The sequence below is a fragment of the Candidatus Bathyarchaeota archaeon genome (assembly GCA_026014585.1).
Classification (GTDB): Archaea; Thermoproteota; Bathyarchaeia; order Bathyarchaeales; family Bathycorpusculaceae; genus Bathycorpusculum.
In genome coordinates this window covers 26,013-39,235 of the sequence record JAOZIA010000024.1, presented here as the reverse complement: position 1 = coordinate 39,235, position 13,223 = coordinate 26,013, and the positions used below count along the sequence as shown (strand labels likewise).

General features: G+C 43.5%; 14 protein-coding genes. 7 read left to right on the top strand and 7 right to left on the bottom strand.

Features of this window, described 5'->3' with window-relative positions; all coding sequences use genetic code 11:
- Positions 1-33: 33 nt before the first annotated feature.
- On the bottom strand, positions 34-555 hold the full coding sequence (locus tag NWF01_09355; GenBank protein ID MCW4025225.1) for an emp24/gp25L/p24 family protein: 522 nt from the start codon (positions 553-555) through the stop codon (positions 34-36).
- Positions 556-785: 230 nt separating this feature from the next.
- Positions 786-1,853, bottom strand: a complete 1,068-nt coding sequence (locus NWF01_09350) for a site-2 protease family protein (protein MCW4025224.1) — start codon at positions 1,851-1,853, stop codon at positions 786-788.
- A gap of 78 nt (positions 1,854-1,931) precedes the next feature.
- On the opposite strand from NWF01_09350, the gene NWF01_09345 reads away from it, so the two are divergent.
- The 7 genes from NWF01_09345 to NWF01_09315 all read left to right on the top strand — a co-directional run bounded on the left by NWF01_09345 (position 1,932) and on the right by NWF01_09315 (position 9,588).
- Positions 1,932-2,303 carry a hypothetical protein gene (locus tag NWF01_09345; protein ID MCW4025223.1) on the top strand — a complete coding sequence of 124 codons (372 nt, stop codon included), beginning with the start codon at positions 1,932-1,934 and terminating at the stop codon, positions 2,301-2,303.
- A 168-nt stretch (positions 2,304-2,471) separates the two neighbouring features.
- Positions 2,472-2,876, top strand: a complete 405-nt coding sequence (locus NWF01_09340; protein MCW4025222.1) for a molybdopterin dinucleotide-binding protein — start codon at positions 2,472-2,474, stop codon at positions 2,874-2,876.
- Positions 2,873-4,456: a formylmethanofuran dehydrogenase subunit B gene (locus NWF01_09335; protein MCW4025221.1), complete on the top strand. Its 1,584-nt coding sequence runs from the start codon at positions 2,873-2,875 to the stop codon at positions 4,454-4,456. The genes NWF01_09340 and NWF01_09335 overlap by 4 nt, the downstream gene beginning before the upstream one ends.
- Positions 4,456-6,153, top strand: a complete 1,698-nt coding sequence (locus NWF01_09330; GenBank protein MCW4025220.1) for a formylmethanofuran dehydrogenase subunit A — start codon at positions 4,456-4,458, stop codon at positions 6,151-6,153. The genes NWF01_09335 and NWF01_09330 overlap by 1 nt, the downstream gene beginning before the upstream one ends.
- Positions 6,154-6,155: 2 nt before the next feature.
- Positions 6,156-6,968: a formylmethanofuran dehydrogenase subunit C gene (locus NWF01_09325; GenBank protein ID MCW4025219.1), complete on the top strand. Its 813-nt coding sequence runs from the start codon at positions 6,156-6,158 to the stop codon at positions 6,966-6,968.
- A gap of 111 nt (positions 6,969-7,079) precedes the next feature.
- Positions 7,080-7,865 (top strand): formate dehydrogenase accessory sulfurtransferase FdhD, encoded by a 786-nt coding sequence (gene fdhD / locus NWF01_09320; protein ID MCW4025218.1) that lies wholly within the window; start codon positions 7,080-7,082, stop codon positions 7,863-7,865.
- A gap of 73 nt (positions 7,866-7,938) precedes the next feature.
- On the top strand, positions 7,939-9,588 hold the full coding sequence (locus NWF01_09315; GenBank protein MCW4025217.1) for a hypothetical protein: 1,650 nt from the start codon (positions 7,939-7,941) through the stop codon (positions 9,586-9,588).
- A gap of 29 nt (positions 9,589-9,617) precedes the next feature.
- Here NWF01_09315 and NWF01_09310 read toward each other — a convergent pair whose 3' ends face one another.
- From NWF01_09310 to NWF01_09290, 5 genes are all read right to left on the bottom strand, one after another.
- Complete coding sequence (locus tag NWF01_09310; protein MCW4025216.1) at positions 9,618-10,637, bottom strand: molybdenum cofactor guanylyltransferase; 1,020 nt, start codon at positions 10,635-10,637, stop codon at positions 9,618-9,620.
- A 4-nt stretch (positions 10,638-10,641) separates the two neighbouring features.
- A complete protein-coding gene (mobB, locus tag NWF01_09305) occupies positions 10,642-11,184 on the bottom strand; it encodes a molybdopterin-guanine dinucleotide biosynthesis protein B (GenBank protein ID MCW4025215.1) in 543 nt (180 codons plus the stop codon).
- Between the two features lie 217 nt (positions 11,185-11,401).
- Positions 11,402-12,178: a ParA family protein gene (locus NWF01_09300; protein MCW4025214.1), complete on the bottom strand. Its 777-nt coding sequence runs from the start codon at positions 12,176-12,178 to the stop codon at positions 11,402-11,404.
- A gap of 2 nt (positions 12,179-12,180) precedes the next feature.
- Entirely contained in the window at positions 12,181-12,564 is a 384-nt protein-coding gene (locus NWF01_09295) for a helix-turn-helix domain-containing protein (protein ID MCW4025213.1), read from the bottom strand.
- A 163-nt stretch (positions 12,565-12,727) separates the two neighbouring features.
- Positions 12,728-13,018 carry a winged helix-turn-helix domain-containing protein gene (locus NWF01_09290; GenBank protein MCW4025212.1) on the bottom strand — a complete coding sequence of 97 codons (291 nt, stop codon included), beginning with the start codon at positions 13,016-13,018 and terminating at the stop codon, positions 12,728-12,730.
- Positions 13,019-13,223: the final 205 nt, after the last annotated feature.

The window sequence follows — 13,223 nt, the reverse complement described above, 5'->3', positions numbered from 1 at the left end:
GCTGTTGATTTAATTCTTTCTGGTAGCGGCGCTTTATCCTCTGCTGAGCTGGGTTTTGTTGGTTATTGGGTTGTAATGTTTTCTAGTTTTCCATACCCTAAAAACACCAATGGCAGTAAACCCTGTGCTCAGTGCTAAGAGTGTACCTAAGAAGCTTTCTGGCAAAACAAAAACTGATGAAACCGCAACAACCGTGCTGAAGTGATAGTACGTTGGGTGGCCGTCAAAGATTACTGCGTAAGAACCAGTCTTGTCTGGCACAAATGAGACGTTGCCTGAGTCTGTTGGAGTTAAGTCCATCCAGTTTGTAATGTTGTTTCCGTCGGGGTCGATTACTGTAATGTCAACGGTGTCGCCCTGTGAGGACGCAACCACGCCCGTCCAGTAAATGTTGACTGTGGAGCCTAAGCTAACTTGACCGCTGTCGTCATAATAGTTTACGCCTGCCCACGCCTTGTTAACGCTTGCGGCAGTACCCGCATAACCAATACTTGTTATTGCAGCTACTGAAATCGTAAAGGTTAATATGATAATTATGATTTTTATTGGGTGCACTGTTTTTCTCCTTTCTCTCTTTTCTTCTTATTAGGTCTTTTTATTAAGATTATTTTACATAGAAACAATAGCTTCTCCCATTTTTTTTCAAACTATGTATTCTCTTATAGTTCATTTTAGCTGGGGAGGGTACAGATTTTGCTTGGTACGAGTTAATCCTGACAGCATGATTGTTATAAACAACTTTGAAGGCGACAACATCTCGATGAATTATCCGCCGCCTCAGTCTTTTAACGCATGTTTTTTGCTTTCTCATAAGCGCTTGCCACTGCCTCGTTGGTGAGTACACCCACAATCATGGCTGGGTTGGCGTGGTCAATGACAGGAAGTAAATCAATTTTTTCTCTGCTCATTATCTTGTATGCTTCAAGGATTGCTTCATCCTCAAAAACCCCGATTTTCTTAAGAGGCATATCCCCAACTTTGATTTGACTTCTCTTTTCAGGTATCACTTTGGTTATTTCACCCCACTGTACAATACCCTGATATTCACCGTTTTTTATGACCAAAGCGTCATGGTAACGAGATTTGAACATGATTTCCACGGTTTCAGATAGGTCTTGTTCTGGGCTAACAAAGCCGAACTGCAACTGCATAACATCTTTCACTCTCACCCGCGCAAGTGCTGTGGATATAATTGTTTGTTCTGCTTCTTCATTTGCTCCAATATAGATGAAAATGCCTATTATTATAAACCAGAAATTGAAAAGAACCCCAAATGCAGCCATAACAACTGCGAAGCCTTTGCCAAGATAAACGGCATATTTGGTGGCGTCTGAGAACTTCATTTTTTCAGCAAGTAATGCCCTGAAAGCCCTTCCACCATCCATCGGGAACGCTGGAATCAAGTTAAAAGCACCCAATATCAGGTTAAGAAATGCCAAGTCAAAGAGCAGATTTCCAGTAATAGAGAGCACATTGGAAATTATTGTTGACGCTGAGGGTGCGTAAATAAGCTGATTTATTGCAAGAAGAACAGCGCCGATTGCAAGGCTAGTTGCCGGTCCAGCAATGGCCATTCTCCATTCAATTTTTGGGTTTTCGGGGATTTCTTCGATTTCGGAGACTCCGCCGATTGGATAGAGGATGATTTTTCTGACTTTTATTTTGTAGTGTCTTGCGACAACTGAGTGGGCGAGTTCATGGAAAAATACGAAGACAAACAGGAAAAGAACCAACGAGAAATTGTAAAAGTTAGGGTACGAGAGTACCAGTATGGCTAAAATTAGCAGTATGAATGTGATGTGTAGCTCTATGGGGATTTTCCATATTGAGCCTATTTTAAAAGACGTCTTCATGGTTACAGAGATGCATTTGAGCGCTTTTAAGTCTTTAAAGTTAAAATAATTCTTTAACTAGTAATTGAAGGATTAATCATGTCTGAATTTGTGTACAATAAACCTGTTTTAAGTATCTTTCGGGAACGCTCTGTGAACCCTGAATCTGACCCCTTTGTGGTTGTTAGAGCAAAAAAGCTAACCGTGACCGCTGGAGAAAAACCAAAATATGCAGGCAACATTGAGGCTTTTTTTACTTTAATGGGTGACGTAGACTATTTAATCACAAAAGAAGGCATACCGGACCATTACGTGGTTTGCTGGTTTGACGATACAGAACCTGACATGACCAAAGACCTAAGGCGCATGAGGGGTGTCACGTTTAATGGGCAGGTTACCTGTGAAGAAGACCCAAAAACACACAAGAGAACATACAATGCAACCTTTAATGCTGAGCATGCAAAACTTTAATTTAAATTAATTTTAGCTCTTATGTGTTTAATGTCCTATCTTTGAAGCAGTGTTTTTTATGGCAATTCCTGCTTCATAATACGTATTGTTCATGGAGTTTTTTTTATTTTTTTGAACTTTACTCTTAAATATATGATGGTTACCTTTATCAGTAGGTCGGAGACCATGGTGGAGAAAAAATTACGCGTGACTCTAATTACTGGTAGAACGATTGATCAAGGCGTTGGAAAAGAAATGGGTAAAGGATCACAAGAATACTTTGACAGCGCCGCGGTATGTTTTATGGACCCAGTTGACATGGCAAAACTGGGATTACGAGGAAACTCAAAAGTAAAAGTCACATCCAAATTTGGCTCAGTTGTCGTAAGAGCACGAAAATATCCATACGGCAACATGCCCGGAATGGTTTTCATTCCATGTGGAACGTGGGCAAACGCGGTTTGTGGCGATGACACTTATAGCATGGGCATGCCCCTCTTCAAAGGCTTCCCCGTTGAAGTTGAATCCACAGAAGAAAATGTTCTTACATTAAATGAACTTCTAACAGTTGAGTTTGGGAAGGAAACAGTATGACCACAGAAGTAAAATCTGTTGTTTGTCCAATCTGCGGTTGCCTCTGTGATGACCTAGAAGTAACCGTGAAAAACAATGAAATTGTAAAAATGAAAAATGGCTGCTCTGTATGCGAAGCTAAAATGGTTCACGGATACAAAAGTGACGAACGCATCCTGCAACCTCACATACGCAAAGACGGCAAACTTATACCAGTTACAATGAATGAGGCAATTCACCGAGCAGCAGAAATCCTAACAGACGCCAAATATCCCTTGCTTTTCGGTTGGACCAGTTCCACCAGTGAAGCACAACGCATTGGTGTAATGTTAGCTGAAGAATTAGGGTCAACCCTTGATAACTGTTGCAGTGTATGCCACGGTCCATCAGTTATGGCAACGCAAGAAATTGGTCTTCCAACCGCAACTCTTGGGCAAATCAGGCACCGTGCAGACTTAATTGTTTACTGGGCATGCAATCCGTGGACTTCTCATCCCCGTCATGTTGAACGATATACAGCCTTCACAGAGGGCCGCTTCGAAGCAAGCGAATGGAAATCTTACTTAGAAAAAATGAAGGGTGGAGCTAGCCGCAAAAAAGTTGAGGCAGCGTCACGTAGAATTCTCCCAGGTTACCGCCCACCAATCCGCCCAGATGTTTGTACCGTTAACCCGCCACCACAAACCATCCAAAAAGAAGGGCGTAAAATGATTGTGGTTGACGTGCGCAAAACCATGACTGCGGAAGCAGCAGACTACTTTATTCAGGTTCAACCAAACAAGGACTACGAAATAATTGAAGCCTTAAGATGTTTAGTTCGCGACCAAGAACTGGACGTTGAAAAAGTTGGGGGTGTCTCAGTTGATTACCTGCGAGATGTTGCTGATGCAATGGTGAACTGCAATTTTGGCGTAATCTACTTCGGCTTAGGCATGACCCAAAGCGCAGGCAGATTCCGCAACATTGAACTTGCAATCGCCCTAACTCGTGATCTAAACAGGAAAACAAAATTCGTAATTTCCCCTATGCGTGGACACTTTAACGTTACAGGCGCAAACGTTGTGTTTGCTTGGTCAACAGGATATCCATACGCGCTTGACTTCACACAAGGTTACCCGCTGTATAATCCTGGCGAATTCACGGCAGTTGACTTGCTCAAACGTGGCGACAACGACGCAACACTAGTAATCTCAGCAGACCCAGGTGCGCACTTCCCCAAAGCTGCGGTCAAAAATATGATGAAGCATCCATTAATCACAATTAACCCCGATTGGAACGCAATCTCAAGACTAGGTGATGTCGTGTTTCCGACACAGTGGTGCGGTATAGAATCTGAGGGCACAGCTTATCGTATGGATGCTGTTCCAATTTCACTTAAAAAAGTGGTCGATGCACCTCAGGGCATCTTAAGTGATGAGCAGCTCTTAACACGTATTCTTGACGAGATTCGTGCTATCAAAGTGAAGCGGGGTGACATGGTAGAGCAAGCAGAAGTTAAACTGCCTGAACACTTGGTTAAGGAAAAAGCTGAAAAGGTTTGTCCTAAAGCTAAAACTAAACCTAAGCCTAAGAAAGTAGTGAAAAAGAAGGTGGCTGCGTAATGACTGAGATTCTTATAAAAAATGGTTTTGTAATTGATCCTCTGAACAAGATTAATTGTGAAAAGATGGATATAGCCATCAAAGACGACAAAATCGTCAACAAAGTCAGCAGTAAAGCCAAAGTCATCGACGCTTCTGGCATGACTGTTATGGCTGGTGGAGTAGATATTCACAGTCACGTTGCAGGCGCAGAAGTTAACATGGGCCGAATGATTCGCCCAGAAGACCACGTCAAAGATGTCGTGAAGAAAACCGCCATCACCCGTGCAGGCACAGGCTACTCCATTCCCTCAACCTTCGTTACAGGTTACCGCTACTCAACAATGGGTTACACTTCTGTCTTCAACGGTTCTATTGCGCCACTGAAAGCAAAACACGCTCACGAAGAACTAAACGATATTCCATTAATGGATAAAGGTACATACGTTTTAACGGGTGACTGGTGGCTTGTACTGGAAAACCTTGCTAAGGGCGATGTAGATGAATGTGCGCGTCTCGTAGCTTGGCTTCTGAGGGCTTCACGGGGGTATGCAATCAAAATCGTTAACCCAGGTGGCTTGGAATCTTGGGGATTTGGTCACAATGTACACAGCATCGACGATCAAGTTCCTAACTTCTGTGTTACACCCAGAGAAATCATGCGTGGGCTAGTCAAAGTTAACACAAAACTAAACCTACCTCACACGATTCACCTTCACACTAACAACCTCGGAGTTCCAGGTAACTACCAAACAACTTTAGACACCATGAAAGCCCTCGAAGACCTCCAAACAGGTGACAAACCAATTGCCCACATCACCCACATTCAATTTGCTTCATTTAAAGGCGAAAACTGGGGTAAATTCAAATCCGGTGCAGAAGAAATCGCCAACTACATGAACGCTCATACTCACATGACATTGGACATGGGTCAAGTCACTTTTGCTGACACCACAACCATGACTGCAGATGGTCCCTTCGAGTTTAGTCTATACGAGCTTGGTGGACACAACAAATGGGTTAACAGTGACATCGAAACTGAAAGCAGCGGCGGTATCATACCTTTCCACTACAAGAAAAACAGCCCAGTCAATGCGTTACAGTGGTCTATTGGTTTAGAAATTGCGCTTTTGATTAAGGATCCATGGAAAATCTTCATGACAACAGACCACCCCAACGGTGGACCATTTGTTGATTACCCCAAAGTATTAGCTTGGCTCTACAGCAAGAAAGCTCGCGACGCTACCCTTGCAAAATGCCACAAAAGCGCCCGCAGAAAGAGCTTGCTTCCCTCAATTGATCGCGAGTTAACACTTTACGAAATCGCAATCATGACTCGCGCAGGTACTGCTAAAGCCTTAGGTTTGCCCAATAAGGGTCACCTCGGCGTAGGCGCAGATGCGGACGTAGCTATTTACAATTTGAATCCTGAAACTTTGGATATTGCCCAAAAGTTCCGTACTGCACGCAAAGCGCTCACGGATTCAGCTTACACGATCAAAGATGGTGTCATCGTTTCTAAAGATGGTCAAGTGGTTGACAGTGGTGTGCGGGGTAGAACCATGTGGGTTGATGTGAAAACCAAAGATGCCTGCAGAATCACCGATGACATGAAACGCAAATTTAAAGAGTACTGGACAATTGAATATGAAAACTACCCAGTAACCGACCACTACGTGAAGGTTTCCGATAAACTAACAATAAAGGCAAGTGTCTAAAAATGATAACTCTAACCCCAAAACGCAAATTTGACGCACCCATCCAAGCACCATGCATAAACCCTGACACATTCCAAGGCAAAAAACGCTCCGAAATAGCCAAGCTACCCTTAACAGAAGGCAACCGAAACTTCACCTTGGGCGACCTTTTTGAAATCGTTGAAGACAAAACCGAATCACCCTCAATTACAATCAACGCAGATGTATCACGTGTCAAACGCATTGGGCAAGGCATGACCAGCGGCGAAATCGTCATCAACAGTGACGTAGGCATGCACACAGGCGAAAAAATGAGCGGTGGAAAAATCACTGTCAACGGCAATGCAGGCGACTGGACTGGTAGCGAAATGAAAGGTGGAATTATTCAAGTTAACGGGGATGCAGGCGATTATACTGCTTCACCATATCGAGGCACAAGCACTGGCATGAAAGGCGGACAAATAATTGTCACTGGTAATGTAGGCACAGAAGTTGGCGGTTACATGCGTGGTGGACTCATAAAAGTTGGCGGTAACGCAGGTAGATTCCTCGGTTACCACATGATTGATGGCGTAATCTTTATTGAAAAACAAACCGAATACCGCATCGGCGCATGCATGACTGGAGGCAAAATCATTTTAGGCGGCGAAGTAGAAGAACTCCTGCCATCATTCACAATTGACGGCGTTAAACCTAAAGTCAAAATTAACAAAGAAACATCTGTGCAGGGACCCTTCTACGTGTTCCTTGGCGACATGGCAGAACACGGCACAGGCAAACTCTTCGTCAACAAAGCAAATAATCCAGCGCTGAAATCTTATGAAAAATATCTCTAAACCCTTTAGCCCTTTTTTAGGCTAATTATTTTTTGTTCATTCTAAACGCAGTTAGTTAGCCGAATGACTTATCAGTTTCCAACAACTTTTGAACGCTGAGCGGTGAATGGATTGCGGCAAGTTGACATGACACGCCTTGACCTCTCCACAGGCAAAGCCCAGCACATAAAGGACTGGGTTGCAGAAGAGGTTCCGCTGCAAATCACACTCAATAACACTTACTCATTTGTTATCTGGTCCAGTCCGCATCAGTTCAAGGAACTTGCTGTGGGCTACATGATTGTAGAAGACATTTTGCGTTCCGTAGACGAAATAGAATCAATCGAATCTGATGAAAAAACGATTTCCTGCAAAATCCAACTCAAAGCAGGCATAAACCTTGACGAACGCATGAAACACAGCCGCAAAAGCACCCGCATCGTACCACTGCTCAAACCCAGCACATCCGCATATCAAAAAGACGAGAAACTTCCGCGGGTAAAATCTCCGCTTAAAATCAAAGCCCAAACCCTACTGGATGCCATCAACCAAATGAACACTAAAGCCAAGGGCTTTAAAGAAACAGGAGGCTTGCATGATTCAGGGATTTTTACGGCGGAGGGTGAAATGGTTGCGTTTTCTGAGGATGTGGGTAGGCATAACACGGTGGACAAGGTCATCGGGGAAGCTGCGCTTGCTCGTGTGGATTTTGGTCAATGTTTCATGATTATTACGGGCAGGGTTCCAGGGGACATGATTTTTAAGGCTGCAAAAGTTGGCTTGCCCATCTTGGCATCCGTGGCGGCGGTGCTTAACTCTGGTGTGGCGTCTGCTGAGAAGGCGAACATGGCATTGGTGGGGTTTGTTAGGGGTTCACGCATGAACATTTACACTTGCCCCGAACGCATAATCTGGTAACCTCAAAACTAACCAGTGAACTTTGAAAATACTTTTATAGAAAGTGCAAACCCCTTAACTAGGGGCTTTAAGGATGCAAAAAAAGCAGGTTTGTGCTGGCTTAACTATAATTTCGCTGGCATTGTTGTTAATTTGTAGCTTGGTAGCGCCTGTTTGTGCAGATTTATCTTGGGATGTTGAAATTGTGGACCCAAACGCTGCTGCCGTTGGCAACGGGTATGGTGCTATCATACTGGATTCAAATGGTATTCCGCATATAGGATATGGTGGAATATATAATCCCCAAATAGGCTGCACTGGGTATGCATTTTTGAATGGTTCAGACTGGCGTATCAGGGGCGGATTTAATGGTGGTTTAACTGACCTTAAATTGGACGTTAACAATAATCCGCATGTACTTACAACGCAAGGAGTTCGTGGACCATTATTCTATTCGCGTTGGACAGGAACCGAGTGGCAAACTCAAACCATACCCTCAACATTGGGACACAACATCGTCTACGCAGCCCTTGCCTTAGATACATCTGGCAATCCGCACATAACCTACACTTACGGTGAAGGTTTAAAATATGCAAGCTGGACAGGATCAAATTGGGACATTCAAACCGTAGACGATTCATATTCAGAGGTTTCTTTTCAATTTTCTCTAGTCTTAGACAAAAACGATGTTCCATACATAATGTATGCAACGCCATCTTCCACTTATGTAAACAGCAGTATAGGCGGAGCGCGCTTGACAGATGTCAAACTTGCAGTATGGAAAAATTCCACTTGGAATATTGAACCTGTCCTTAACGCTTTAAATTTAACCGACTGCTGGAATATGGTTCTGGATTCAAAAGGCAATTTACATTTTCTTGCTCTAAAGAGTCAGTATTTGGGTGTTGCTGAAAACACAATCTATCTTCTTAGCACAATTTTGTATGTTAAGTGGGATGGAGCTGCCTGGAACACACAGACAGTGGTTTCTGATGTCGATTTGAGCAGCAGGGGTTTTTTGGCTTTAGACGCTTATGATTTTCCCAGTATCGTTTATACAGTTGATAATTCTTCAAAGGGTGGTACAGATTTGATGTATGCTGCTTGGACGGGCATTGATTGGAGTATTCAAGCTATAGCGGTAGACACGCCTGTGGTTGATTGGACGGGTACAGAGTGGGTTCTTCAAAATGGTACAAGCACGCCTGTTCGCCTTATTGATGGGCCTTGTTATTTAGCAGTTGACTCCAAGGGTATTCCGCACATAAGTTTTCGCGGAGTTGTACCTGAGCAAATTCATTGGCACTCTGCCAGTATTTTGTATGCCACTGCTACAGGAACGCCTCCAAGAATTATTAACGTGAACTCAACCAGTACCGTTTCTGCTTTTGATTTTGACAGCCAAAACTCTTTGCTCACCTTTAACATTGAAGGGGCAGCTGATTTTGTGAATGTTTCAATAGCTAAAAGCTATCTCTCTAACACTAGCCATCTAAGAGTTTACTTGGATGATGCACAGGTAGACTATCAAGTGCTCTCAAGTGATGATTTTTGGATTTTGACGTTTGCTGCCCCTGAAAATATGCATCAAGTCAAGATTGATTTTGCGGCTTCAGAAGAACCGTTTTCACCGATATTGATAGGCGGAATTGTAACAGCGATTATACTAAGCATACTTCTTGTAACAACATTTGTTTATAGGAGAAAACAAAAAATCACACTACGTAGCCAAGACCGTTGCTAAGGTTAAGCTGTTTTTAGGCGTTTTTTCTCTTAACCTTGTCTTGCCGCTTGACTACTACACCATAAACTGTCACCTAAGGCACGCTCGGAGAGAAGCTTGCAGTTGTTCTGCTCATGCATACCCGCCTCCAACCTGTAATCCTCTGTTGCATGCATATACGCCGCTTTAGCCTCAACACCCAAACCGCCAAGACTCTGCAAGACATCAGCTTGGTTTTCACGCGCTAAAGCAGCCCAAAAAAATGAGTCTTCCCTCTCAAAACGTCCCGCCCACACAGAAAACAGGTCTGCAGCCTGAGCTTTTTTGTTTTGACGGCGAAGTTTTGCGGCTTCTTTTAGGTTTTGTAGGTCACGCATGTTGTGGGTGCTGATGTTTACTTTCATGTTTTGTGTTATGGTGCCTTGGGTTTGGCGTGTGGGTAACTCAGTGAGGTCTTTTGGGGCATTTATGTTGACGAAGCTTTTCAGTTCTGGATCCAGCGCCTTTATTTGGGTAACTGGCGAGGTGAACATGATTTTCTGGGTGCCCCTGAACATGTCATCTGCCCTTGCACGTTTAAGCTGACAAAGCGCATCCGCAACCTCCATTGCCGTTTGTCTATGTATCACCGTGACTAAGGTTTCAAGTCTGCCGTTTGGCCACATTGGAACAACCACATCTACATCCTCCACTAACCCAAACAGGTAATCCACCACCGCTGCCTGCATAAGAGGCATATCGCAGGGTAACGTAAAACACAAATCCGCATTTGCAGCCTTCAACCCCGTTAAAATCGCGATCACTGGACCGCTGACGTGCCCAACTTTCTGGTCCACCACAACCTGCGCCTCCAACCTCCACTCCCTGAGTGTCCGCGCATAAAGTTCTCTTCGCGATTCAACATTGGCGCAAACAATAACTTCATCAACTGCAGGCTTCACGTTTTGCACTGCGTGAACCAGCATGGGTTTGCCCTCAAGCGTTGCTAATGCTTTGTCTTGCCACGGCTGGCGACTCTGGAACCTTCGCGCTTGCCCCCCTGCCAAAATCAACGCAGCCCGTTTAACCATGACTTCACCTTTTCTGTAGCTGATTCTTTATCATTTCAACCAGTTTATCCCCATCAGCAGGAATTGCAACAAATGGCGTCCCCTCAAAACTGGGGTGATTCGCGTGTAGTGCAACGATGCCTGAGATGGCTAAAACTGGTGGTTCTGTCTCTTGTAGAGCCTGCTCCAGTCCCGTTTGGTCTTTTGCGGTGACGATTTTTGGGATGTCACCTCGGTTTTTGATTAAGCCATGAAAGCCTTCGATAAATATGATGTCCAAATCTTCTTTTTCCAAAAGCGAGAGAACTTGGTCGAGGTTATTTAGTTCCATCTGGCTTTTTTTGATGATGTCGATTTCGTTAGGTGATATTGCCGCGACGATTTTTGCGCCTGCCTGTGCGTAACGATATGTGTTAGTGCCCGCCGTGTCAATGGTGAATCCTTGATGGTGAATGTGCTTGATGGCGCCTATACGGTAACCTTCGCTTGAGAAACGTCCCGTTAAATACTCCAACGTGGTAGTTTTGCCTGAACCACTAACCCCAACTGCGGCAACAGCTAAAACCATGCCTTGTTTTCTCCAGCCAAAAAACAACCCTGTTGGCTTTTATAAATTGTACCACAACTTTGCCTAAATCGATATTATCAAACAATCATATTTGGTTCCTATTAGAAATTCAATGCAGAAACCATAGAGGGGTAGAGCCCCAATGCCGCATTTCACAAACCAAAAATTGGCTACGCTACTTTGATAATATGCTTATAGATTTTTCAGAGAAACAGATTTAGTTGACTTGGTTGTTTTCTATGCTTTGTGTCATTTCCAGCAGAATCTTGCTAAACGGATGGTCTGGTTTGTCTTGGATAAAAACTAAACCACCTTCAGCACGCAGAATCTCGCAGAAACAAGGTACAATACCCAACATCGGAACATGGTAGACTTCTTTAACTCTGCCTTCAAGTTCAGCGTGTTTAGCGCGGGAACTATCAAGCACTTTATTGATGACTAAACCCGTCTTTTTCTCGAACAGGTTGTATAGTTCATTTAGCATGCGTCTTGTGCCGTCAACGTCAGATTTGTCACTGGTTGTTGCTACCACCACGAAGTCCGCGGCTACAATGGCATTAATGGATGAGTATTGCAGTCCTGGACTGGTGTCAAAAATTATATAGTCAAAATCTTGATCATTAAGTAACGTATTTCTCAAAGCCAAAATTCTGCCCAACGCGCGCATTTCCCATTTGCGGTCTTTGGAAGACATGTCACGGATGGCTTCTGTTGATGGGTTAGCCAAGCCCACGTATAGTTTACCGCTGCTTGAGACTCGGTCGCTTATGTCCCAGAGGACTTTGTCGATGTCGCAGGCGTTATTTAGGTAATCGTTTAACCAGAATTCGCGGTTGGGTGCTTTGAGGATTGCAAACAGGCTTGGAGCACGAAAGTCCAGGTCAAAGAGCGCAACTTTTCTGCCTTGCTTTGCGAAGGTGGCAGCTAAGTTTACTGACATAAGGGTTTTTCCAGTTCCGCCTTTGTATGAGTGAACTGCAATAATTTTTTTCATGATTAGTCCCTTTGACCTTCTCGTTCAATGTAGAAGTAGGCTTTTCTACCTTTTCGTTCCTTTTTAAGATAACCCATAATTACCAACTGATTAAGGTAAGCACTCTCAACAGCACGTGCACGATTAGTTTGCTCGGCGATTTCTTCTGCAGTTGCTCTGCCGTTTCGGCAAATAGTCATGGCAGTTTTGCGCAGGTGATCAGGCATTGAAAGTAGGGTCATAACATCAAGTGAAGCGTCAGGTACTAGTGGACTGCTGCTTTTTTGGTTCCCAGTTTTTTGTATTTCAATCATAACTTCCATTTTCTGGTTTAAGCGTTCAAGGTTTTCCTTGATTTTTTCTAGAACCAGTAGGGGTTTTTTGCCTGCGATTTCATCTTTGCTCAACTGGGTTCCCTCTTTGATGTTGTGTTTATCACATATACAGTTCAAAAAGGTGTTTATTAAGTATTACGACACTATGATCCATATTGTTAAGAACAAAAAATAGAAAACGTAATAATAAAGACTGCATAAACCAATAGTTTCTTAAAATTTAGGAGGAGAAAGGTTAGGGAATAAAAACTTGATTTCGAGACTCTTCAACAATTGGAAGAACTTGTTCAAGTTCCCTAAATGACTTAAGAACTTTTATGCCGTGCTGCGTAATAGCGTAGACAACGCGTGTTTTGTCAACAATCCTCTCTTCAATCAGACCTTGCTTTAGCAGAAAGTCCAAATATTCTTTGAGGACACTGCAGTTTACGTTGGCCTTGTACATCACGTGGGTCAATTTAAGGGGACCACGGTGTGCAAGCACCTTGAGGATGTCAACGTACATTTCAAGTTTTGATCGTCGCATATCTAAGACCTTTTTATGTTAATTCCACGTTTTAATATAAAGGGTTTATGTATTTGAAATCCATATTTTTTCCATGAGGACATTTTTAGGCGTGCTTTATTGGTTGGTGCGGGTTAACACTTTTAGTCTATTTTCGAATGCGGTGACCATGTCATCTATCAATATTTCTTGCAATTCTGTCGGCAATTTGCTTATTTTGCCTCCG